Source organism: Armatimonadota bacterium, assembly GCA_016789105.1.
Lineage (GTDB): Bacteria > Armatimonadota > Fimbriimonadia > Fimbriimonadales > Fimbriimonadaceae > UphvI-Ar2.
This window is the reverse complement of the sequence record JAEURN010000004.1, coordinates 364392-386803: the sequence shown is the minus strand read 5'-3', so window position 1 is coordinate 386803 and position 22412 is coordinate 364392. Positions and strand designations below refer to the sequence as shown.

21 protein-coding genes are annotated in these 22412 nt (G+C 59.8%); 9 read left to right on the top strand and 12 right to left on the bottom strand.

Annotated features, from left to right (window positions below):
* Positions 1 to 81: 81 nt before the first annotated feature.
* From JNM28_04830 to JNM28_04820, 3 genes are all read right to left on the bottom strand, one after another.
* Positions 82 to 1251 (bottom strand): PLP-dependent transferase, encoded by a 1170-nt coding sequence (locus JNM28_04830; GenBank protein MBL8067752.1) that lies wholly within the window; start codon positions 1249 to 1251, stop codon positions 82 to 84.
* A 105-nt stretch (positions 1252 to 1356) separates the two neighbouring features.
* Positions 1357 to 2259, bottom strand: coding sequence for a TIGR01777 family oxidoreductase (locus JNM28_04825; GenBank protein ID MBL8067751.1), 903 nt, complete (start codon positions 2257 to 2259; stop codon positions 1357 to 1359).
* Positions 2256 to 2855 carry a UbiX family flavin prenyltransferase gene (locus JNM28_04820; protein MBL8067750.1) on the bottom strand — a complete coding sequence of 200 codons (600 nt, stop codon included), beginning with the start codon at positions 2853 to 2855 and terminating at the stop codon, positions 2256 to 2258. The genes JNM28_04825 and JNM28_04820 overlap by 4 nt, the downstream gene beginning before the upstream one ends.
* 70 nt (positions 2856 to 2925) lie before the next feature.
* Here JNM28_04820 and JNM28_04815 point away from each other — a divergent pair, with 70 nt between their 5' ends.
* From JNM28_04815 to JNM28_04805, 3 genes are all read left to right on the top strand, one after another.
* Positions 2926 to 4428 (top strand): family 20 glycosylhydrolase, encoded by a 1503-nt coding sequence (locus JNM28_04815; protein MBL8067749.1) that lies wholly within the window; start codon positions 2926 to 2928, stop codon positions 4426 to 4428.
* A gap of 93 nt (positions 4429 to 4521) precedes the next feature.
* Positions 4522 to 5097 (top strand): sigma-70 family RNA polymerase sigma factor, encoded by a 576-nt coding sequence (locus JNM28_04810; protein ID MBL8067748.1) that lies wholly within the window; start codon positions 4522 to 4524, stop codon positions 5095 to 5097.
* Positions 5094 to 5834 carry a hypothetical protein gene (locus tag JNM28_04805; protein ID MBL8067747.1) on the top strand — a complete coding sequence of 247 codons (741 nt, stop codon included), beginning with the start codon at positions 5094 to 5096 and terminating at the stop codon, positions 5832 to 5834. The genes JNM28_04810 and JNM28_04805 overlap by 4 nt, the downstream gene beginning before the upstream one ends.
* Here JNM28_04805 and JNM28_04800 read toward each other — a convergent pair.
* Positions 5831 to 7561, bottom strand: coding sequence for a glycoside hydrolase family 15 protein (locus tag JNM28_04800; GenBank protein ID MBL8067746.1), 1731 nt, complete (start codon positions 7559 to 7561; stop codon positions 5831 to 5833). The two genes, JNM28_04805 and JNM28_04800, sit on opposite strands and share 4 nt — an antisense overlap.
* Before the next feature lie 3 nt (positions 7562 to 7564).
* Positions 7565 to 8950: an MBL fold metallo-hydrolase gene (locus JNM28_04795; GenBank protein ID MBL8067745.1), complete on the bottom strand. Its 1386-nt coding sequence runs from the start codon at positions 8948 to 8950 to the stop codon at positions 7565 to 7567.
* Positions 8951 to 8994: 44 nt separating this feature from the next.
* On the opposite strand from JNM28_04795, the gene JNM28_04790 reads away from it, so the two are divergent.
* Both JNM28_04790 and JNM28_04785 read left to right on the top strand, forming a co-directional pair.
* A complete protein-coding gene (locus tag JNM28_04790) occupies positions 8995 to 9720 on the top strand; it encodes an MTAP family purine nucleoside phosphorylase (protein ID MBL8067744.1) in 726 nt (241 codons plus the stop codon).
* Positions 9721 to 9722: 2 nt separating this feature from the next.
* A complete protein-coding gene (locus tag JNM28_04785) occupies positions 9723 to 10607 on the top strand; it encodes a hypothetical protein (GenBank protein MBL8067743.1) in 885 nt (294 codons plus the stop codon).
* Here JNM28_04785 and JNM28_04780 read toward each other — a convergent pair.
* The gene (locus JNM28_04780; GenBank protein ID MBL8067742.1) at positions 10604 to 11656 is read right to left on the bottom strand and encodes an ankyrin repeat domain-containing protein; all 1053 of its coding nucleotides are present in this window, start codon (positions 11654 to 11656) and stop codon (positions 10604 to 10606) included. The two genes, JNM28_04785 and JNM28_04780, sit on opposite strands and share 4 nt — an antisense overlap.
* Positions 11657 to 11853: 197 nt before the next feature.
* Between JNM28_04780 and aroC the strand changes: the two genes are divergently transcribed.
* A complete protein-coding gene (gene aroC / locus JNM28_04775; protein ID MBL8067741.1) occupies positions 11854 to 12936 on the top strand; it encodes a chorismate synthase in 1083 nt (360 codons plus the stop codon).
* Here the strand turns inward: aroC and JNM28_04770 are convergent.
* The 4 genes from JNM28_04770 to JNM28_04755 are packed head-to-tail and all read right to left on the bottom strand — an operon-like array spanning position 12926 to position 17463.
* A complete protein-coding gene (locus tag JNM28_04770) occupies positions 12926 to 13252 on the bottom strand; it encodes an MGMT family protein (GenBank protein MBL8067740.1) in 327 nt (108 codons plus the stop codon). The genes aroC and JNM28_04770 overlap by 11 nt on opposite strands.
* Positions 13236 to 14378 carry an amidohydrolase family protein gene (locus JNM28_04765; protein MBL8067739.1) on the bottom strand — a complete coding sequence of 381 codons (1143 nt, stop codon included), beginning with the start codon at positions 14376 to 14378 and terminating at the stop codon, positions 13236 to 13238. Before JNM28_04765 ends, JNM28_04770 begins: the two co-directional genes overlap by 17 nt.
* A gap of 14 nt (positions 14379 to 14392) precedes the next feature.
* Entirely contained in the window at positions 14393 to 16771 is a 2379-nt protein-coding gene (locus JNM28_04760) for a glycoside hydrolase family 95 protein (GenBank protein ID MBL8067738.1), read from the bottom strand.
* Between the two features lie 14 nt (positions 16772 to 16785).
* Entirely contained in the window at positions 16786 to 17463 is a 678-nt protein-coding gene (locus tag JNM28_04755; GenBank protein MBL8067737.1) for a prepilin-type N-terminal cleavage/methylation domain-containing protein, read from the bottom strand.
* Between the two features lie 116 nt (positions 17464 to 17579).
* Here JNM28_04755 and JNM28_04750 point away from each other — a divergent pair, with 116 nt between their 5' ends.
* Together JNM28_04750 and JNM28_04745 are read left to right on the top strand one after the other, a co-directional pair.
* A complete protein-coding gene (locus JNM28_04750; GenBank protein MBL8067736.1) occupies positions 17580 to 18575 on the top strand; it encodes an LCP family protein in 996 nt (331 codons plus the stop codon).
* Positions 18572 to 19408: a hypothetical protein gene (locus JNM28_04745; GenBank protein MBL8067735.1), complete on the top strand. Its 837-nt coding sequence runs from the start codon at positions 18572 to 18574 to the stop codon at positions 19406 to 19408. Before JNM28_04750 ends, JNM28_04745 begins: the two co-directional genes overlap by 4 nt.
* Before the next feature lie 12 nt (positions 19409 to 19420).
* On the opposite strand, the gene pckA is transcribed toward JNM28_04745, so the two are convergent.
* A complete protein-coding gene (gene pckA / locus JNM28_04740) occupies positions 19421 to 20944 on the bottom strand; it encodes a phosphoenolpyruvate carboxykinase (ATP) (GenBank protein MBL8067734.1) in 1524 nt (507 codons plus the stop codon).
* Between the two features lie 84 nt (positions 20945 to 21028).
* Between pckA and JNM28_04735 the strand changes: the two genes are divergently transcribed.
* A complete protein-coding gene (locus tag JNM28_04735; GenBank protein ID MBL8067733.1) occupies positions 21029 to 21712 on the top strand; it encodes a copper homeostasis protein CutC in 684 nt (227 codons plus the stop codon).
* Here the strand turns inward: JNM28_04735 and JNM28_04730 are convergent.
* Positions 21702 to 22403, bottom strand: coding sequence for a hypothetical protein (locus JNM28_04730; protein ID MBL8067732.1), 702 nt, complete (start codon positions 22401 to 22403; stop codon positions 21702 to 21704). The genes JNM28_04735 and JNM28_04730 overlap by 11 nt on opposite strands.
* Positions 22404 to 22412 lie beyond the last annotated feature (9 nt).

Here is a 22412-nt window from a genome sequence, read left to right as displayed (position 1 = left end):
TGATCCGGGATCGCATCCTGCGGTCATTGGTCGAAAAGGTTGCGATGGCCGCGGCGCTGCTGGTCGCCGCCGGTTGGCTGTTCAATTCGCGGTGACGGCCGGCGCAAGATGGTGGGCCGCCGCCGAGATGTCCAATTGCAAATCCGCGATGTCTTCAAGCCCGGCATAAAACCGCACCATCCACCGTTCATCCGGCCAGTCCATCGGTTTGCCAAAAACGGGAACCGCGAGGCTTTCGAACCCGCCCCAGCTGACCCCCATCTGAAACACTTTCAGTGATTCCAAAAACTGCTTGACGGCTGATTCTTCCTGACAAGTCGGGATGAGGGTGACCAGGCTGGTGTGCCCAGTCTGCTGCTGTGAAATGAGACCGGCTTGGGGATGGTCGGGATCCCCGGAATAGAGGACTTCACCCAGCCCGAGACCTTTGACGAAGTCGAAGAGCAACCTTCCCTGCCGCTGCGCTTCGTCCACCCGGAGTTTCAGCGTCCGCAAACCCCTCAGCATCAGCCATGCATCGAACGGGGCCAACCTACCGCCAAACCATTGCCCTTCCCGCAATTCGATGGCCGTTGTCACATCTTTGCGGGCACAAAGCGCCCCCGCCACGACGTCGCTGTGGCCGCAAAGGTATTTGGTGGCCGAATGGACGACGATGTCGATGCCCAGGGAATGTGGTTGTTGGAAGAGAGGTGTCGCATTGGAATTGTCGGCCACGGTCCAAATCCCCCGCTCGCGGGCAAAAGCCGAAACAGCCCGGAAATCTTGGGCACGGAACAAGATGCTGCTCGGCGATTCCAAGTAAACCAGCTTCGTATCCTCGGTGCAAGCATCGAAAATCTCCTGCGAATCGCAGCCGGCCACGAATGTCGTTTCAATGCCGAAATCAGGCAGGTAGTTCGTCAGGAATTCGCGGGTTGGTCCGTAAGCGGTGTCGATACAGACGATGTGGTCCCCGGCACGCACACAATGGAGGATCGCCGCAGAAATCGCCGCCATGCCGCTGGCAAAGACCAAAGCCGACTCTGTGCCTTCTAGCATCGCCAATTTCTTTTCGACAATCGAGAGGTTCGGGTTCCCAACCCGACTGTAAACAAACCGCTCTTCAGACTGGCTCGGATCTTTGAGCTTTCCCCGGAACGTGTCAAAGTCGGGCTGGACGAACAGCGATGTTTGAAAGATTGGCGGCGTCACTGCACCCAGGTGGTGCCGCTCTTCGCCTAGGTGTTGGAGCAGGGTTTCCCGCTTCATGTTGATTTGGCGACGATACCCCCTGGCTAGGTGCAGCGACCGCCCGGCCCGAGGCCAATCCCTCGTTCCGGCAAGCCGGAACTCCGCCCCGGGCGGAAAACAGCCCTACTTCACCAAGTCGGCCAGCATCGATTCCAAAGTCGGGAACTCCCACCGGAACCCGAGCGATTGAGCCAAAGTCGGCACGGCCCGGTGGCTCATTGTCATCAAGGAGCCTTGCATACCAACCAGACCGGTTCCAAACTCCAACAGCGGCTTGGGGACGGGCGGGGAAAACGGACGCCCAACCGCCATCCGGAGCTGCGACATGAACTGTGCATTGGTCACGGGTTCCGGAGCGCAACCGTTGATTGGCCCCGAGTTGACGTGGTCGATGCACCAGATATAGAACCGGGCCAAATCGCGCACATGGATCAGAGGCATCCACTGCCTCCCATCGCCAGCGGCCCCGCCCAAAAATGATTTGGCGAGCTTGAGCATGACCGGCAACAATCCGTCATCCGCCCCGAGGACGTGGCCGTTTCGGACGCAGACCTGCTTGACACCCTCGATAACGGGAGTGAGACAGGCGCGTTCCCAAGCCTGGCACACGTCTGGCAAAAATCCGACCCCGGCCCGGGCGCTCTCGCCCAAAACCTCGTCCCCTCTATCCCCATAAAACCCGACCGCACTGGCGTTGACCCACGCCCGGGGTTTGGAATCGGCAGCACTCACCGCCTGATGCAAAGCGGCTGTCGAATCCACCCGCGAACGGCAGATCACTTGGCGGTACTCCGGAGTCCATTTCTGCTCAACGGGTGCCCCGCTCAAATTGAAAACGGCATCGGCCCCATTGATTTCGGCCGACCATTCGCCCTGGTTCTTGCCATCCCATTGCACCTGTCGAAAACCGGCCCCGCTTTGAACTTTCCGGGTCAAGACAACTGGTTCCCAGCCTTGGTTGGAGAGTTCTTGGCAAAGGTGGCGGCCAACAAACCCGGTTCCCCCGGCAACAATGGCTCTTTTCATTCTTCGACCATCCATTGGGCAAATAGGTTTTGTTCGACTCCGACAGCCTGCAGAATCCGGGCTACCACGGTGTCAGCCAAATCTTCCATCGACTTCGGTTTGCCGTACCATGCCGGGCTCGCCGGCAAAATCGTTGCCCCCGCCTCGGCGAGTTGGGTCATGTTCCGCAAATGGATCAGGTTCCATGGCATCTCGCGAGGGACAAGGATGAGCGGCCGGCGTTCCTTTAGGCAGACATCGGCGGCGCGGGTCACCAAATCGTTGCTCACCCCGTTGGCGATCCGGCCGGCCGTGCCCATGCTGCATGGGCAAATGATCATGCCGTCGTGCCGGAAACTCCCACTGGCCGGTGGAGTGAAGTAATCCTTTTCGTCCAGGAGGTGGATGTTCCGGAAACTCTTGCCAAGCCAGGGCTGGGTTGAAAACTCCTTCCGGTTAATGGCGACACCCAGCTCGGTCAGGGCGACGTCGATGGCCTGCGTGCTGAGCATCAAGTAGATCTCGTCAAAGTTCTGGGCGAGGTGCCGGGCCAGGCGTTGGGCATAGATCGCCCCGCTCGCCCCTGTCACCGCCAATACGATCCGACCGGTTCCCATCACCCCCGATTCTACGCGCACCCGGCCATGCGGACGGCAACCCTAGGGCTGAAACCAGTATCCTGACTCCATGCGCCGCATATGGATGGTCGATTTTGCCCGGGAACAATCGCCAACCCTCGACCATCTTTACCAATTTGCCGCCACCGCCCAGGATGCTGGTTACGATGCCATCGGGCTCTATTTGGAACATCGCTTTGCCTACCAATCGACTCCGTGGAGCCACGGCAAAGGGGCGGTCACACCCGACCAGATCCGGTCGCTTCAAGCAGAATTCCCATCCCTGGAAATCATCCCGTTTATCAACCTTCTCGGCCATTTTGAAGGGTTCTTCAACTGCGAAGAAGGGCGCATCTTCCGCGAAGAGGTCTTTTCCGGACTCCAGGCCTGCCCCAGTTGCCCAGAATTCGTCAATCTGTGCGAGGCCCTGATCGACGAAACCGCCGACGTCTTCAAGTCGGAAATCATCCACATTGGGGGAGACGAAACCGCCCAACTCGGCAAATGTCCCCGTTGTGCCGCCTTGATGGCCGGGAAAGCCGTGGACGAAAAGGCTTGGCTTTACCAGCGCCACTTCGAACCGCTCATCCGGCGGGTGGTCGGGCATGGGCGCCGGCCCGCCCTTTGGGGGGACATGTTCCTGGACCATCCGTCAGCTCTGGAAGGGCTCCCCCGTGAAACCCTGATCTTTGATTGGCAATATGGAGGCGGCGTCCAAAAATCAGCGGCGGCCTTCTCCGGATTCGACGTAGTCGCTTGCCCGGCCACCGCCGTTTACAACGCGGCTTGGATGCACGTGGCCCGGACGGAATCGAATGTCCGCCAGGTGGCCCAAGATGCCCATAGCCTCAAACTTGAAGGGGTCTGCCTAACCACTTGGGAACAGGTGATGTACAACCCCTACGACAGCATCTTCCCAGCCGTGGAATGGGCCGCCCGGATCGCGGCCGATCCGAATTCGGGGGAAAGCCTGGCCGATTCATTTGGAGAAGCGGCGGACTGGGCCAAAACCATGGGGGTCGAATTGGAGCAAATGGGTGGGGTTTGGGCGGCCTCTGGGCACCGCCACAAGCTCAAATCCCGGCTCTTCCTGGCTGGCAACCCCTTTTTGGCCTGGCTCCACCACCGTGACGAAGCAGAGCCCGAGCGTGCCAAGAAGCTAGTCCAACTCAGTGAGAAGGCGATCCGACTCGCCCCGGCCGAACCCTACAAAAATGTCGCCCTTGCCTTGCGTGGGATGGTGGAAGCACTGGTGCTGATGCGGGAAGCCCACGCCAGCTACGCCCAGTGTGAGCCCGATGCCGCCATAGGGAAACTCGCTCCCATGCGGTATCTGTTCGACACATTCGCCCGGATTGCCCGCGACAACCATGTGCGCATCGGCGGATCGTTGGCCGACATCGAGCGCGCCCGAATTGCCAAACACCATGTGGAAACGGTCATCCAACGGGTCCGGGCTTATGGTCACCGCGAGCTGGGCTATCTCCCGGCGTTCGAAATCATCACGAACCACCGGTTCACACCCCACGACCAAGCCTGTTGGTGGCTCGTCAACCGGTGGGCAAACGAATAGTGGGAGTCCGGCCCCGGAGTTCTTAGTGCCGAAGGGCCTGGCCAAAACCGGGCTGGCGGGAACCAAAATGGCCTAAAATCATTGTGGATAGCGATGTCGGCCCCCTTATCGGCCCTCGGCGCGATCCACGATGCCACCCGAATGGGAATATTCACCCAACGCAACCCCCGAGATTTTGAACGGGCCGTCTCTCCGGAACTGCCTGTCCTTTACCGTGTGGCGCGACGCCTGGGATGCAGCCCCGAAGAAGCCGAAGACCTTGTTCAAACTTGCCTCTTAAAGGCTTTCAAAGCCTGGGAGCGCTTTGACGGGTGCAACCTCCGGTCTTGGCTCATTAAAATCCTCCGCAACGAACGGCTGATGGTAATCCGGTCGTACAAAGAGGCCCTCAGTTTGGAAGACCATGCCGAAATCGAACCCGTTCAAGAAGGGTTCTGGGGCGAGTTGGACGGCAAATTGGAGGCTGAACGCATTTTTGCCGCAATGGAAGAACTGACACCCCCTTACCGGATGGCCGTCCAACTTTGCGACGTCGAAGAATTGACTTACGAAGAAGCCGCCGATATCATGGATGTCCCAATCGGGACAGTCCGCTCCAGACTTTCCCGTGCCCGGCAGATGATCCGGGAAGCGATCTTGAAAGAAAACGCCCAAGAGGCCGCACGATGAACCACACCCGCATCGAAGACTATCTCGACAACCGGATGACGGCGGAGGAAAGGGCAGAGTTCCAAGCTGTCCTGAAAGGCAACCAAGCTTTGGCCAAGGATGTTGAATCTGCACAGGCGTTCCGGTCTGCGCTGCGCTCTGTCGCCCTCCAAGAGTCTGTGCCCAACTTGCAACCGCTTTTGGCAGACATCGCTCGGCCAAAGGCCCGGAAGATTTTTGCCAAATGGGCGCCTGCGGCGGCGGCAGCCATCGCGGTCTTCGGCATCGGAATCGCCGCCAACCGGGTCTTCCAAGACCAGGTGAACCCCGTGGTCGCTTCGGCAAAAGCACTCCCGCCCATGGCGCATATCGAAACCAAATCGGCCCAGGTGATGGCCTGGAACGGCAACGACCCGGCAACCGGGGCCGCCAAAATACGGGAAACGTTCTACCGAACCATCCCCGACTTGGACTTGCGGCAGATGGCGCAGCTCCGGGGCACGCGTTGCGGCTCTTGCTGGTTCAACTTCCGGTATGAGTACAAGGGCAGCCTCTACGACATCTATGGGCGGTGCGAAACCGGGAACCTGGACAGCGGACAACAGGGCAAGGTTGCCAACAAGGCCATGTACGTCTTTTCCGACGCCGTCGGGTGGTATGACAAAGACGGCATGACCTACACCGTGCTTGGCGGCAACCCAAACGGCCGGCTGGACATTGCCCGGGCCGCTGCGATGCAAACGGGGCGGCTCCGCTAACCCCGGATCAACCTTGCCGACTCCAAATACTCGGCGTGGCTCCATGTCAACGGGGAGACGCTGAGGGGTTCCCGGGTGTCTGGGTGGTATTGCTCTGCCAGCATCCCACTGGCACTGGCCAGGTCTTCCGCCCAAACCAACAGGTCATCCGCCTCGTCTTTGCGGCCTTGCAACCAATAGGCGCGGGCCAACCACATTGTGCAGATGATCCAGGGATTCCCTGGATACCCCTCGCGGACCCGGCAATAGTAGTCGCCTTCGTACCGGGCGACCCCCCGGCAGTTTGTTGACATCAAAAGATGCTGCTCCACCATTTCCACCGAACGGTCGAGGAATGCCGGACGGAGGTGTTGGCACCAAAGGCAACCGGCCAGGACGCTAGCATCGGCCACATGGTCGTTAACCCGCCGGGGAATGCGCCCTTCCACCGGATGGAAGTGCTCACTCATCGCTCCCACCAATTCTTGCCCCGCTTGGGTTTCACCCGCATCGAAGAAGGCCTGGGCCACGGTTGCCGTCGTCCAGAAATGAACTCCAAAACACTCCTCCCACAGATCCCAACTCGGGCGCGGCATCCCGTCCTCCGAAATGGACTCTCGCAACAAAGCCAGCCAACCCTCAATCCGGCTATCGACCATTTGGTTGTTATGGGCAAAGCTCACCAACAAGGCGGTCTCATCCATTTGGTAAGGGAATGCGCCATCGCCCGCATGTGGGTGCCAGGTGCTTCCGCGGTACCCGGTCGGATGGTACTTCTGCCATAGGAACCGGCCCGTATCGCATTCCGGGACGAACCCCGGCAGGTCGACCCGCTCGCCAAGGGCCGTCGCCGTGAGCACGGCGTCCCGCATCCACACGTAGGCGTAGTTCGAGCGGTTAACCCCCATGATGTCGCTGTCGATTGCTGCGATAACCCGGCCGCCTTCCCCAGTATTGGCACGGACGACCCGCTCGCAGATTGGCGAGAGCCACTCGGGGCCATCCCGGCCCGGAAGCGGTTCCTTCCCCGCAAGGATCCCTTTAGCCACGACACCGGCACGGATCCAATCCTCCCGAACCCTGATCGCATCCTCTTCACCATGCGGGCCGAGCGATTCCAGGCTTTCGGCAACGGAGATCGTCGTTTGCCACTTGCCCTCCACCCGCAGTCCAAAGGTCGAGTCGACACTTCCCTGTTCGATCGGCTTGCCGGCCAAGTGCCCGTCCTCGGCATCGCGCCAAGTGCCCTCATGCTCGGGGATGCCGCTCAGCCCGCAAGCGACCTGGTCGATCTTCTGGCCGACCCCGCGGCCCCCGAACCCAACCCACACACCCATCTTAAAATGCACCATCTGTTCGATATCGGGGGCATAGAAGCAGGTGTCGCCGATATCTGTTTCGTTAATCCGGAGCTCCTGGCTCTGGAAGAAATCCATCTCCTCATCGAGATCAATTTCGTAATCGAGAACCGCCACCTGCCCCCCCATCGCCGCCCGGCGCACGATCGTCAAGCCAAACCCGCGCCAAACGGTGAGGCCGACATCACCGCAATACCATTGATCCACTCGCCAGCCGGGATCATCGAGCCAGCAAAACCAACCGCTTTGCCGCCGGATCGCCAAACGGATCCTCCGGCCCGCCAAATGGTTGGGGGACCCGACCACCGGCCAGCAAAGCTCGCGAATCAGGCCCCGCCGATCCATTGCCAGATAGAAGCGGCCGTTCCCAAAAACCAGGTCGCGCGGCATCGGTTATTCCAACTGGAACGAATCGCCCTGGGCTGGGATCGTCAGGTTTTGCCAACCCAATTCGTCGATGATGTGTTGCTTCATAGCCAGGGCGGCATCGGGTTCGCCGTGGACGATGAATGTGTGTTTCGGAGGTTCCTTGAATCCCCGCAGCCACCGCAACATCTCGGAATAGTCCGCATGGGCGCTCAACATCTCCAATCGTTCCAACCGGGCGGCGACACGCAACTCTTCCCCAAAAATCCGGACATGCTCTGCACCCTCCAAAAGATCCCGGCCCAGTGTCCCCTCGGCTTGGTACCCGGTGAACAAAACCGTGGTGCCGGGTTGGTCGATGTGGGCTTTAAGGTGGTGGAGAATCCGGCCACCCGTGCACATGCCGCTCCCAGCTATCACCATCCACGGGCCTGGCGAACTGTTCAGTTCCTTCGAGAACTGGCGGTCTTGGATCAAGCGGACCATGTCGGGGCGGAACGGGGAATGCCCCTCCCGCATGTCGATCCTCATTTCGTTGTCGTGGTCTTCTTCGCTCTGCAAATACAGTAGCGTGGCCTTGTTGGCCATTGGCGAATCCACGTAGATCGGCAGACCGGGCCATCGGCCCTCCTTTTCAAGCTCGTTACAGAACCAAAGCAGCTCCTGGGTTCGTCCAATGGCAAAGCTCGGCACCAGCACGATCCCCCGATCTCTCATGGCTCGCTCGGCAACCTCCAGCAGCATCTCTTTGGCGTCACCTTTTGGATGGAGCCGGTTGCCATAGGTGCTTTCGATCACCAAGTACTCGGCAAAATCGACCGGCGTCGGATCCTTGATGATCGGCGCATCGTAACGTCCAAGGTCGCCGCCCATCAGGATCCGCTCGCCATCTGGGAAATAGAACTCGATAAATGCCGCTCCCAGGATGTGCCCCGCCGGCAGGTACCGGAATGTCGCCCCGCCCGGCAGTTCTTGCCATTGGTAGTAGTGGAGCTTTTCCATCAGATTCAGCGTTTCGTAGGCGTCCGCTTCGGTGTAAAGCGGGAGGGCCGGACTGTGCCGCGTCGCACCGTGCCTATTCCTGAACTTCGCCTCCTCTTCTTGCAGTCGGCCACTATCGGGAAGGCTCACCCGGCAAAGGCCGACCGTGCCAAGGGTCGCATAGACCTTTTTGCGGTAGCCCATTTTCACAAACTTGGGCAAGAAACCGATGTGGTCGGTGTGGGCATGGGTCAAGACCACCGCGTCCACTTCACGTGGATCGACCGGGAATGGCTCCCAGTTCTTGTCGCGGATTTCGCGGGGGCCTTGGAACAAGCCGCAGTCCACCAACACCTTGTGGCCGCCGTATTCCAGCAAATGTCGCGAACCGGTGACCGTGCCGGCCGCACCGTGGAACGTGATAGAAGGCATCGGCCCAGTATGCCCCCAATCGGGGGCGCGGTATCCTGCCTGGCGTGGTTGAAGTCGACCTGGCATTGATCGGCGGAACGGGCATTGGCCCCCGGTTGGAGGCGTTTGGGGGCCGGGCCCTCGCCGTGCCCACGCCGTTTGGAACCATGCGGGGCCGGGTTTTCCAGAACAACGGGATCCGCTACCTTGCCGTCCAACGCCATTCAGCCGGGCACAAAACACCGCCCCATTTGGTCAATTACAGGGCCATCGCCGCGGGACTCAAGGCCGTCCGGGCAAAGGCGTGTTTTGCTTCCGCCGCGGTCGGTTGCCTCCGCCCGGAATGGGCTGTGGGGTCGTTGGCCCTGTGCACAGGCATGGTGGACTTGTCGGGACGCAACACCACAATGTTCGACCAAAAGGTGGAGCATACGCCCATTACAGACCCGTTCCCCGCCCACGGCTCACTGGCCGCCGCCGCTGAGGAACTTTCGATTCACCTCCACCAACCCGCAGTTTATGTCAACAACCCTGGTCCACGATACGAAACACCCCAAGAAATCCATTTCGCCAGAATCATCGGCGGTGACATCGTCGGGATGACAGCCGGAACCGAAGCCGTCGTGATGCGGGAAGCGGGAGTGCCCTACGGAGTGGTCGCTTTGGTCACAAACCACGCCGCCGGAATGCCGGGCGCCATCTTGGACCACAACGATGTTGTTCATAACATGGAACAGGGCGGCGAACAGGTGGTTACCCTCATGATTGGCGCCGCCCGATATCTGGGGTAGGAATGGCAACCTCCAGGCGGATCCTCACCCTTGCCCTTGCCAACACGCCAGGCATCGGGGCAAAAACCATCGTCCGCATCCTCACAAAAAACGACCTCTACGGCCGTTCACCCGACGAATTCATCGCCTTGGGGCCAGAAGCACTCCGCGAAGAATATCGCGTGAACCGATCGGTTTCCGAATGGTTTTTTAACCATTCGGCAAACCTGGTGGCCCAAGCCAAAGAGCTCGACAAAACCCTGTCGGCGCTCGGAGTTGCCGCCGTCACGGCTGCCGATGCCCACTATCCTCGCCAGCTTGAGATGTTCGACCCCAAGCCACCCGAACTCCTCTACCTTTACGGCAATACCAAGCTTTTGGCGGCCAACACCTTTTGCGCCCTTAGCAGCCGTAACTCCACCGAAGGTGCCCTCGTCGAGATCGAAAGAGCCACCGAGCAGCACGTCCTCAGATCGCGGACTTTGGTCACCGGCCACGATACGCCGGAATACCAGCGGTCGGCGGTCACGGCCCTTCGGTGGGGTGCCCCGCGCATCTTGGTTCTGGATACCGGGCTCTTCAATGCCTTGGGGGACGACTTGCGCGAGGAGCCGTTTGCCGCGGCGAGGCTGTGGCGGTACAAGTTCGACCCCCGGACCGACCTCGCCGTCAGCGCCGTCAACCCATACCGCCCCTTCCACCCCAGCGCGAACCGGATCCGCGACCGGGTGGTCGGCGGCCTCAGCATGCATCTCGACGGCATTCAGATCAAGCCGGGCGGCCAAATGGACAAAGTCCTCCGGCTTGGGTTGCGCGCGGGGCGCGTTGTCCAGATATCTGAACTCACGCCCCACGCTGAAACATTCACCGCCTTGGGGGCGGAGATGCTCCCGATTCTGAACCGCTAAGGCGACCACCCAAGCTCGAGCTCACCGGCCAACTGCGATGCCGTGCGGCCCTGGGAATCCTTGGCTTGCCGGTCGGCTCCGGCAGCAACCAGCGCCTTCGCCACGGCGGGCCGATCCCGCAAGACGGCGAAATGCAACAGGGTTCCGGCTGGGGTCTGGAACGCCGCCGCCGCCGGCTGAGATGCCAAATAGGAGAGGACTTGGCCATCTGGGAACCCCCAACCAACCAAGACAAAGCCCGGGAACTCCGCCGGGGTTGCCTGGAACTCTTCGTCACGAACTGTCCAAGAAGCCCCATTCTCCACCAAAAGGTCAATGCAATCCTTTGAACCGGCAAGCACCGCCCAGTGCAATGGCGTTGCCCCGATAAAGGCCCGCCAATTGACATCTGCCCCCGCTTCCAAAAGCAACCGGGCGGTTTCAGCGTGACCGTTCCGGCAGGCCATGTAAAGGCCGTCCGAAATCTGGTCGCGGCGCGAAATCGGCGGGCCTGGGACACGGTTGCCCTGCGCGTCGTACCGCGAACTCCCAACCCGGCTCAACGAACGCTTGCCCGAGGCCAACATCGCCGCGACCGCTTCCGTCATCCCAAGGCCTGCGGCACAAAAAAGGTCTGGTTCCGAACCGAGTTCGACCAGATGCTGGGCAATGTCGCGCTTCCAACCAGTGACCGCCCAAGAAAGCGGTGTGTGGCCACTGCCCGCCACCTGGCAATCCAACTTGGCCCCCGCTGCCACAAGGCGGCGGATCATCACCGGGTCATCGTGCCAAACCGCCAAATGCAACGGGTATTGGCCATCGTCAAACGGGGTGCGGGCTAAGCGTGGGGTTTGGCTGACTAAATTGTCGAAAGCCGCCAAATCGCCATCCTTAATCGCCGCCCCAAAAAGCCTCTGCCGGACGGCGAAGACAAGTTTGGGCCAACTCGGGAAACCGTACTCCTGGGCAAGTGCGAACTGCGCCTGCGACAGGTTTGGGTAAGGGGCGGCTGCTTTCAACTCCTTGGCTTGTTTGCGGAGTTGCGTCAGATCGGGGTGCTCCGGAAGCACCCGGGCGTGATTTTGATTTTCCATAGAACCTCAGTGTCATTCCCGGCGATCCGCAAGCCGGTGACTCTTCGGTCTTGTTTGTCACGATATTCGGTTCAAGGTGGGCTCGGCCCTTCCCGCGGATCTGGATGCACCCTTGAGTGCAGTGGGATTATGAACCAACCCCACGCCAAAAAGCCATAATCAAGGCTCGAACCATGGCCAGCACCTTCGGGCACCTGTTCCGCATCTCCACTTTCGGCGAATCGCATGGCCCAGCCGTGGGCGTCGTCGTTGATGGGTGCCCCCCCGGACTCGCCATCGATAGGGCCGAAATCCAAGCCGAGCTGGATCGGCGCCGGCCAGGGCAATCCAAAATCACAACGCAGCGGAACGAAGCCGACCAGGTCGCCATTTTGAGCGGGGTCGAATCCGGGATCACCACCGGCACCCCCATCGCGATGGTCGTCCAGAACTCGGACCAACGGTCGCGGGATTATGAAGAGCTGAGGGACAAATACCGCCCCAGCCATGCCGATTTCACTTATGACGCCAAATACGGCCTGCGGTCGGTGGGAGGCGGGGGCCGATCCTCGGCCCGGGAGACCATCGGACGAGTTGCCGCCGGAGCAATTGCCAAAAAACTCCTCAAAGAGAGGTTTGAAACCGAAGTGGTCGCTTGGGTGGATCAAGTGCAGGGCATCAAGGCAGAGGTCGATCCGGCGGATGTGTCAATCCATCAGGTCGAAGCCCACATCACTCGATGCCCGGATCCAACCGCGGCGGCTCAGATGCAATCCCTCATTGAACAGGTCCGCAAGCAAGGGGACACGGTCGGCGGAATTGTGCGGGCCGTGGCCAGGGGAGTCCCACCCGGATGGGGCGAGCCCGTGTTTGACAAACTGGAAGCCGACCTTGCCAAAGCCATGCTCTCGCTGCCAGCAAGCAAGGGGTTTGAAATCGGCTCCGGCTTTGCGGGCACTCTGATGACTGGCTCGGAGCATAACGACGCCTACCGCAGCGACGACGGTCAATCCGTCTACACGCGCACCAACCACAGCGGCGGCATCCAAGGCGGGATTAGCAACGGGATGCCGATCCTGTTCGCCGTTGCCTTCAAGCCTGTCGCAACAATCCTTGCCGAGCAAGACACCGTCACCGCCAGCTTTGAAAACACCACCATCGCCGGGAAGGGGCGCCATGACCCTTGCGTGCTCCCCCGCGCCGTGCCGATGGTAGAAGCTATGGCCGCACTCGTCTTGGCCGACCATGCCCTCCGGCAGGCGGCCCTCACCCGATAAGCGAATCAAGATCCACGAAGAAGGTGGCCATCACGCGGCCCTGGCTGTCAAAATCCACGCCCTCGGATTCCAGCAGGGCCCTCTGAATCATCGCAAGCCCAGCATCACGTCGGGCGGTCAGCAGGTCGCCCTTTGAACCCACCACCCGCCACCAACAGGTTTGGTCTCCCCAATTGTCCAACCATTTGCCGGCAACTAACCCGCTGACCCCCATTTGCCGGCCAACAGATCCGTAACTTGCGACCCGCCCCGCAGGGATGCGGTTACAAACCCGCAAGAGCTCTGCCGAACGGCTCAATTCAAACCCACTGGACACATCCCGGCGACCCGGTCTCGATCAGATCTTCGGCTGTGTGACAACTGTCCACGACGATTTTGATCAGCGGGACGGTCGAGCCTTCCTTGATTTCCCAGCCGGAAAGACCGAGGCTGCGGGCGCCCCCGGCGGTCGACATGTCTAGCACCTGCTCCCCCGTCAACGGCTCCCCGCGCCGGCGCGACGCCGCAAGGGCCGCCCTCATTTCTTCAAACATATCAATTGGACCGCTGCTCGCTGCGCTGTCCATCCCCAGCCCGACCCGGATCCCCGCATCCAACATCCGTCGGACAGGGGCGGTCGGGCACGCCAAACGCTGGTTGGATCGGGGGCAATGGGCCACCGATGCCCGACGCTGCGCGATCCGTTTGATGTCGCTGTCGTCCACATCGCAGCAATGAACCAACTGCGTCGTCGACTTGAGCATGCCGTACCCGTTGAGAACCGCGATCGGCGAGAGTCCGGAGGCCACCACTTTCCAGCCGTGCGCCCGCTGGAACTCCGCAAATTTTCCGCTTCCGTGTACGGTCAGTTCTCGCTCGAAACGGCTTTCTGCGCAATGGATGCTGATCGGTCCGGCCCGGCTGGCGATTTTGGTCAAGCTGGCATCGTCCACGGTGTAGATCGCATGGGGGTTCACGTAAACGGGAAATCCCCCTTCTTTAGCTTGTTGGGCCGCCCGTTCATGGACGGATGCCCACTTTTCTCCCGGATTCTCGTGCTCGTTGAATGTAATGAGCTCTTGGAACAAAATGCCGTCCAGGCCTGCCGCACGCATCGCAGCAGCCGACCCCAGGCGGTCGGTGTGCTCCCAAATGTATCCAACCCCGGTGGCCCGATTCTCATTCGCAGCGATTTGGCAATCCCGCCGGACTTGATCGAGCTCCTGCTGCGACTTCTGCTCCGTGATCTCCCTGATCCAGGCAAAAAAGTCGTCGCCGCCAACCCGGCCCATCAGTCCCCGGTACTCCATGTGCGAATGGGCATTCACAAACGCCGGGCACAAGATGTAATCGTCCGGAACCCCGGATTGGATTCCAACCCGGGTAATGACGCCGTCGATCACTTCGACTTCCACTCCCCAACGGACTTCCCCGTTGAGGACGCATGCATAGGGCCTCAGCAACAATTCCGGATCTCTCAGCGCGACGGCTTCACCGTCACCGTCTTTCCAGACGCAACAAACTCCCGAATGGAACCCTGGCCCCCTTCAATCCCGCCTTCATAGCGGACCCGGACAGATTTGGCCCCCTTATCGGGATGAATTGTGGCCTCCAAAAGCCGACCGTCCCGCCACCGGATGTCCACGATGTGCCCCCCGCGGGCCCGCAACCCCTTGGCTTCGCCGTCTGGCCATTCATTCGGCAAGGCTGGCAACAAATGGATCTCGCCACGGTGGGATTGAATGAGCATTTCCGCAATCCCCGCGGTCGCCCCAAAGTTGCCGTCGATCTGGAACGGCGGGTGGGCGCCAAACAGGTTGGGGTAGACACCGCCCGAACTGGGATTTTCGGGCACACCTGTCAAAACCAGCAACCGCTTGATCATCCCATAGGCCCGTTCAGGCTCTCGCAGCCGCGCCCAAAGGCACAGCCGCCAAGCCATGGCCCAGCCCGTCGATTGGTCGCCCCGGATTTCTAGCGACTTGCGGACCGCTGCCGCCAGTTCCGGGGTGTCGTCCAGGTTGATGCTGCTCCCGGGATAAGCCGCCCATAGGTGGCTGATGTGCCGGTGGTGCGGGTCGGTCTCAACAAGGTCGTCGGACCACTCTTCCAGCTGGCCCCGAGCGCCGATCCGGAACGGGGCGATCGCACCCGCCGCGATGCTGGCTTGGGATCCGGATTCCCTGCCTGCCGGACCGACGGCCGTATTGAGGTCGATGACGTCTTGGTTCAGTTGCCGAATGATGGCCAGATCCATCGTTGCGCCAACCGCAACAGAAGCACTGTTCCCCCTCGCGGTCTTGAACTCGTTTTCCGGCGAAGTGGAAGGGGCTGTGGTCAATTCCCCTGCGTGCCCGGTTCTCGGATCCGGGACCAGCCAGTGGGAAACAAATCCCCAGGCTCCCCGCAGGGCACTGGAATTCTCCCTGAGCCGGACCTTGTCTTGGGTGAACCGGTAATCCTCCATGATGTGGGTGGCAAGCCAGGCGCCGCCCATCGGCCAGTTCGCCCACATCGGTCCGCCCGAACCCTCGCCGACCGGGTTGCTATGCCGCCAAATATCCACATTGTGGTGAGCCACCCAACCGGGCAAGCCGTAATTTGCCTCAGCTGTGCGGCCACCAGAAATCGCAAGCTCGCGGATCATTCGCAACAGAGGCTCGTTGCATTCGGCGAGATTGGTGACCAACGCAGGCCAATAGTTCATTTCGGTGTTGATGTTCACCGTGTAATTCGAGCTCCAGGGGGGCCGGATCGACTCGTTCCAAATGCCTTGCAAGTTTGCGGGCTGGCCGCCGGGCTGGCTAGAACTGGCCAACAAGTACCGGCCATATTGGTATGCCAATGCAACCAAAGAGGGATCTTGGGTCCGGGGGAACTCGGCAATCCGCCGGTCAGTCCGCCACTCCCTGCTTTGCGGGGCCTCAGGATTGGCCAAAGTCAGCGTGTTCCGCTCCATCAAACTTTTGAACCGAGTGGCATGACGGGAAAGAAGGTCACCACGGCGGCCCGCCGCTTCCAGGTCTATAAGGCAGAGCGAGACCGGGTCTGGCCCCAGATGCGGCATCTCGAACGGGGAGGAGAAACTCGTCCTCATCGCCACCAACAACTGCACCTCGCCAGGTGCCGACACAACAACGCCGTTGCCATCAGAGGCCACCGTGGCACCCTTGCCCTTGACTTCCAAAACGGCAGCGAACTTGACTCCTCGGCCCGGTTCGTACCTAACCATCTGGGCATCGTCCCCACCCAAGTAACTGGGTCGAGAGACGACCGGAGCCTGGCCCGAAAGGATCAACTGGCCTTTTTCGAACCGCGATGATGCGCGGAGCGGGCTCTCGAACCGCGCTTTGAATTTCCCTTCCCCTTTGATCTGGATGACCATCACCTGGTCAGGCAAACTGGTGAAGACTTTTCTTTCGCAACGGCCTTGCCCCGAATCGAACTGGGTGGACGCCACCCCCGACATTAAGTCGAGTCCACGGCGGTAATCAGCGGACTCAGAATGGGAAAACTCCAAGTGGAGGTCACCGAGCGGCAGATAGGCATCCGTGTAAGGCCCCTGCATCCCCAGCGCCAAAGAATCGGCCTTTTCATAATCGCCCGCAAACACCGCCTCCCGGATTTGGGGCAACACCGCCCTCGCCGCGGGATTGTTGCCATCTCCTGGGCCACCCGACCACAATGTGCATTCGTTCAAGGCGATCCGTTCGTGCTCGACGCCGCCGAAAACCATACCGGCGATGCGACCGTTGCCCACCGGCAATGCTTCAACCCATTGTTGCGCCGGACGGTCATAGAGCAGTTGGTTCGGTATTAACTCCACAGTCCCGAGCGCGATCATCAAGGGCAACACGCCCCGACTTTACATCAAAGGGTCGTGTTCCAGGCTTGCTGCAATTGGTCGAAATGCAAGCTCTTCACATGCATGTCCCCATAAAGCGTGTTGTAACGGTACTTGGAGAGTTTGTTATCAAGATCGGGGTCGTTCTGCTGCATTTCCCCGCCCCAGCCGTGCCAGTGCCCTGCCGCATCAAAAAGGTAGTTCGTCTCGGCCGGGTGCTCCAAGCCGGTTTGACTGAGCTGCTTGAAGGCAATCTCCGTGCGGAAGAAGTAGCTCGTTTTCCACTTAGCGTGCATGGTTGGCGAATTGACAAAATCTAGGTAGGGGCGGTCGTCTAACACCTTGGTCCCCGAGTCCGACGGGCAGTGAAACAGCTCCAGACTCTTGATGTACGGTTGGAGGGCTTCATGCAAAAACGGCATGGTGGGGATCAAAGCCTGGAATTGCGGTTGCCCCGCCCAAATCCCCGGTTGAGCCGCATCGATCGGATCCACGGCAAACGGGAACCGGTCGTCGTAGTCAGCCATGTACAAAAGCGTCCCCTTGCCGATTTGAGCCAAATTGCTAATGCACTGGGTTTTTTTGGCGGCCGCTTTTGCCTGGGCAAAAACCGGGAACAGGATTGCCGCCAATATGGAGATCACCGCGATCACGACCAAGAGTTCGATTAATGTGAATCCCCGGCTCACCGTCATACCGTCCATCTTATCAGACAATTACCGCACAACCAAGCTCAGAGGTGCCCAGATCGAGGAACACCCGAAGGGCGTGGCGCGTTATAATCCCCAGGGCAGGCAATCATTCCTGCCGACGCCAAATTATGCCCAAGACAACTTCCAAAACCAATGTGGTCAAAGGGGTTTTGTACATCTTCTTTCTTGGCGTCTGCCTGTCGTTTGGTGCCATCGCCGGCTGGATTGGAAATAGTGAAGTCGGCCGGGCCCTTGTCGGCACCGTTTTGGCCCCCAAATCACCACAAAAAGTTTTCCAAGACTCTCACGACAACGGCAAAAGCCTGACGGTGCTGATCTTGGGTTGCGACGAAGACCTCTACTACCGCGGCACCCAGGTTCTAAACGCCCACGCCCGCAGCGACATGATGATGGTCGCCCGGTTGGATTTCGACCGGAACCTCGTCGGGGCGGTCAGCATCCCAAGAGACACTTTGTGCCGGCTCCCCGGCTATGCCAGCCAAAAAATCAACGCCTACAACAAAATCGGTGGGCCCGAACTGGCCAAAGCCGCCGTGGAAGAGATCCTGCCCGGCGTCCATATCGACCGGGTTGTGACACTCAATTTCGAAGCGTTCCAAGAAGTTATCGACATGCTTGGAGGGGTCGATGTCTACGTCCCGAGGGATATGAAATACACCGATACGGCAGCCAAGCTCTATATCGACCTCAAAAAGGGCCGCCAGCACCTGGACGGATACGACGCCATGTGCTTTGTCCGGTGGCGCAAGAACCAGCACGGGGGCGGCGACAGCGATTTTGAACGGCAAAAGCGCCAAAAGGATTTGATGCTGGCCCTTAAGCAGCAAATGGTCAGGAACTGGACACAAGGCATGAATGTGCTGGATAAAACCGTCGAAATATCCGGGAACGCATTCGATGCCCAAGAAGTGGCCACCCTCATGATGTTCATGAAATCCCTGGGGGACAGTAGCGAAAAAATCCGGATGGGTCAAATCCCCGTCAATGACATCGAAGGCACGTACGACCTGGCGGTCGACAATCAAAAACTACAATCCACCCTTGAGCAGTATCTGGTCGTGCCTTCAGATTCGATCCCAAGCATGCCCAAAGAGGATCAGTGAGCAGCCACAACTACGATCCCGACGCTCCAGAAGGGGCCGGCCCAAGCCTGGCCAACCAGCATGTCACAAAGCGGGATGCGATCGTCGTGGCGATCCTCGTCGTCGTCCTCGCCATCGCTTTTGCCCTCATCTTCCCGATCATGAGGCGCAATAGTGATATCGCCGCCTGCAAACAAAACATGGCCAAGATCGGCGAAAGCATCAGGATCTACGTCGAAACAAACGACGGACGGTTTCCGCCGCTCTACGATGTCGGGGCGGACCGCACACCAGAACTCCATAACGGGTTGCCCATCGTTTGGGCCAGCGTGATCCCGGAGTTGCCCAAAGGCTCCAGCTTTGCCTGCCCTTCCGCCAAGAAAATTGAAAACACCAAAATCAACGGCAAAAGCCTGCAAACATCAATGTTCAGCAGTCAAGACAAACTGCTTGACCACATCATCCTCAGTTATGGAATGTTCGCTCCGCTCAGCACCCGGGCGGTCAGCGATGTCGCCTTGCCCGACCAAACGTTCATGCTGGCAGAAACTTGCAACAACGGGGCCCGGGGCGTTTATAACCCCATGCCGTTCCGGCTGGCCAATGGGGAGACTGTGCCGTTCGATGGCTTCGCCATCGGGTTCGATAACTCCTACGTTATGCCAGATCCCCAGTCAAGGAAGGTGACCCGGCTCGCCTTTTACGGCACCGAAAAGGGTGACTTTGACAAAGCCGGGATCGAGGCGCGGCACCAAAAAATGATCTTTGGCATCTATGTCGATGGCCACTTGGGCAAAATCACCCCCGACCAAGCCGTGATGAAATCAAATTCCAACACGTGGATGGTGCGGTGAGCCGGAGCCGGTTCAAACGGTGAACTTCGCGTAGTTGGCGTCGAACATCGCCTTGAGTTCATTAGCCTTGGAATCATAGGCGGCTTTGTCCGCCCAAGTTTCCCGCGGAGCCAAGACCTCCGATGGCACGCCGGGGCAACCCGTTGGAATATGAAGGCCGAAAACAGGGTCCGTCACAAACTCCATGGCATCGAGTCCGCCGCTCAAGGCTGCGGTGATCATGGCCCGTGTGTGGCTCAATTTCATCCGGTTCCCCACGCCATATGGCCCGCCGGTCCAGCCCGTGTTGACAAGCCAAACCCGGGCCCCATGCTTTTCGATCTTGGCTTTCAGCATTTCGGCATAGACTTTTGGCGGCAGCGGCAGGAAGGGCGCCCCGAAACAGGAACTGAAAGTGGCCTGGGGTTCCGTAACCCCGGCCTCTGTCCCGGCAACCTTGGCGGTATAGCCGTTCAAGAAAAAGAACATCGTCTGCTCGGGGGTCAGCCGGGCGATGGGAGGGAGGACGCCAAAGGCATCGGCCGTCAAAAACACCACATTCTGCGGGTGGCCGCCCACGCTGGGGATGACCGACCCTTCCACGTTTTCCAACGGGTAGGCGCACCGGGTGTTTTCAGTGTAGGTCGTATCAGTGTAGTCCGGGATCCTCCGGTCGCCGAGGACGACGTTTTCCAAGACGCCCTGGAACCGGATTGCATTCCAAATTTGAGGTTCTCCTTCCCTGCTTAGATTGATGCATTTTGCATAACATCCGCCTTCAAAGTTGAACACACCGGTATCACTCCACCCGTGCTCGTCGTCGCCGATCAGGGCGCGGCCCGGGTCGGCAGAAAGGGTGGTCTTGCCGGTCCCGCTCAAGCCGAAGAACAGGGCCGTGTCGCCATCGGGCCCGATGTTCGCGGAACAGTGCATGCTCAAAACTCCTTTAAGCGGCAAAATGTAATTGAGGATGGTGAAAACGGACTTTTTCATTTCCCCGGCATATTGGGTGCCCATCACCACAACTTCGTGCGACGAAAAGTTGAGGGCGATCACCGCATCCCCCTTGGTGTTGTCGGTGGCGGGGTCGCATGTTTCCATGCACATGTCCACAACCGTCCAATCTGGTTCGTAGGCGGCCAATTCTTCTACAGAAGGCCGGATCAGCAAGGTCCGGATGAACAAGGCGTGCCAAGCCTTTTCAACAATGAACCGGGCCTTGATGCGGTTTGCCGGGTCGGCCCCGCCATAGGTATCCACAACATAAAGGGTCTTGCCGGCAAACGACTTTTGAGCCTTGTTGGCCAGATACTCGAATTGCTCGGGGCTGATGTCCGCGTTGTTTTCCCACCAAACTTTGTCGGCGGTTTCGGAATCCTTGACCACGCATTTGTCCTTTGGCGTGCGGCCCGTGTACTTGCCTGTGCGGGCAACAAGCGCGCCGTTGGCCGCAAGCTCTCCTTCCCCGTTGCGTATCGCTTGCTCCACAAGCTCGGCGGGGGAAAGGTTCCAATAGACTTTGGCGGCAGAACTGAGGTCGAAGCGGGTTTGCGTCATTGTCAAATCTCACGGCGGGACGGCGTCGGCCCGTCTGGGTGCTTTGCCGAGTAGTCTAACCAATGCCCCCATAATGGCCTTGGGATGATCCTAGAAGTCAGTTGCGGTTCGGTGGAAGAGGCGGTGCTGGCAGCAACGGCTGGGGCAGACCGGCTCGAAATCTGTCATGCCCTGAGCACTGGGGGGGTCACCCCTTCTCTTGGCTTTTTTGAATCCGTCCGCGATTCTGTTTCAATCCCGGTGTTTGTGATGGTTGCCCAGCCCGAAGCCGATTTTGCGGTCAACCCATCGGATTTCGGGGCCATGGCCCGGGATGTGGCCCATTTTTCCAAAGCCGGTGCGGATGGGTTCGTCTTTGGTTGCCTGTTGCCGGATGGACGGCTGGATGGCGAATCAAACCGGCGGCTGGTCGAAATCGCCGACGGTAAGCCGTGCACGTTCCACCGGGCGTTCGACTCCATCGCCGACCCAGTCCGGACGGCAACCCAACTAGCGGAAATCGGCTTCGCCCGGATTCTCACTTCCGGACATGCGCCCAATGCCGGAGAGGGTGCCCCGCTCCTCGCCGAACTGATTGCCCTCGGGCTTATTCGCATCCTTCCGGGCGGGGGCGTGCGACCTGAAAATGCTCTCAGGCTCCAGCAAGCCGGGGCCAACGAACTGCATTTCTCGATTCGCTCGGGAACCAAGGAGGGCGGCTATCTCGGTTACCCGCTGCCAACGTTTGACCCCGAAAGGGTTGCCGCCATCCGCGCGGCTATTCGATGAATCGGCGCAAGGCCATCCCCAAAGCCGGCAACAACGGTTCGACCTCGGGCTGGGCCCCTTCATGGGCAATCAGAGCCGCTACCGACCCATCCACCACCACCGGCAACACCGTGCATCCAGAGCTTTCGACCGGCTCAAAATCGCCCAGGTCAGAACGCAAGCCCGTTCGGAAAGCCCGGGAATCCATTGCTGAAAATCGCAATGGAAACAAAAGCGGAAGGTCGCTTGGCCATGCGGACCAAACCACCATTGTTTCCCCATCGCGCAGGGCCAAGGCGCCCCGCAATCCCTGAGAGCATTCGCCAAAATATTCGGCGAGCCAGGCGGTTAAGCCATCCAAAGTTTCAAAACTCAACAGCGTCTCGACCGCGGCACTGTCGGGCCACAACCGCAGGTCGGCCAAATCGACGCCGTAGTCATCCGACCCTTCTGATTCCGGCCCAAAAACTCCGATCGCCGTGCCGGATTCCACTGGGGCGTCAACCAGCCCCAAGGCGTCTACGTCGGGCACGATCTGATCGAATTCGCGGCCAAGAACTCTTCTCGGGTCGAGATCCAGGAACCGACTGGCCACGGAATCGATGGCCACAATCCGGCGCAAGCCATCCAGCAGAACGATCCCATCTGGATCCCTCCCCCCGATGCGTGCCAATGCCTGCCGCGCGGCGCTAAGACGGTCGCCAATACCCACCGATATCAC

Bases quoted from the DNA above. Each gene is read 5' to 3' on its own strand.
- JNM28_04750 (MBL8067736.1), top strand. From the start codon at position 17,580: ATGCCCAAGACAACTTCCAAAACCAATGTGGTCAAAGGGGTTTTGTAC.
- JNM28_04795 (MBL8067745.1), bottom strand. From the start codon at position 8,950: ATGCCTTCTATCACGTTCCACGGTGCGGCCGGCACGGTCACCGGTTCG.
- JNM28_04800 (MBL8067746.1), bottom strand. From the start codon at position 7,561: ATGCCGCGCGACCTGGTTTTTGGGAACGGCCGCTTCTATCTGGCAATG.
- JNM28_04830 (MBL8067752.1), bottom strand. From the start codon at position 1,251: ATGAAGCGGGAAACCCTGCTCCAACACCTAGGCGAAGAGCGGCACCAC.
- aroC (MBL8067741.1), top strand. From the start codon at position 11,854: ATGGCCAGCACCTTCGGGCACCTGTTCCGCATCTCCACTTTCGGCGAA.
- JNM28_04755 (MBL8067737.1), bottom strand. From the start codon at position 17,463: ATGGACGGTATGACGGTGAGCCGGGGATTCACATTAATCGAACTCTTG.
- JNM28_04805 (MBL8067747.1), top strand. From the start codon at position 5,094: ATGAACCACACCCGCATCGAAGACTATCTCGACAACCGGATGACGGCG.
- JNM28_04825 (MBL8067751.1), bottom strand. From the start codon at position 2,259: ATGAAAAGAGCCATTGTTGCCGGGGGAACCGGGTTTGTTGGCCGCCAC.
- JNM28_04810 (MBL8067748.1), top strand. From the start codon at position 4,522: ATGTCGGCCCCCTTATCGGCCCTCGGCGCGATCCACGATGCCACCCGA.
- pckA (MBL8067734.1), bottom strand. From the start codon at position 20,944: ATGACGCAAACCCGCTTCGACCTCAGTTCTGCCGCCAAAGTCTATTGG.
- JNM28_04735 (MBL8067733.1), top strand. From the start codon at position 21,029: ATGATCCTAGAAGTCAGTTGCGGTTCGGTGGAAGAGGCGGTGCTGGCA.
- JNM28_04785 (MBL8067743.1), top strand. From the start codon at position 9,723: ATGGCAACCTCCAGGCGGATCCTCACCCTTGCCCTTGCCAACACGCCA.
- JNM28_04815 (MBL8067749.1), top strand. From the start codon at position 2,926: ATGCGCCGCATATGGATGGTCGATTTTGCCCGGGAACAATCGCCAACC.
- JNM28_04820 (MBL8067750.1), bottom strand. From the start codon at position 2,855: ATGGGAACCGGTCGGATCGTATTGGCGGTGACAGGGGCGAGCGGGGCG.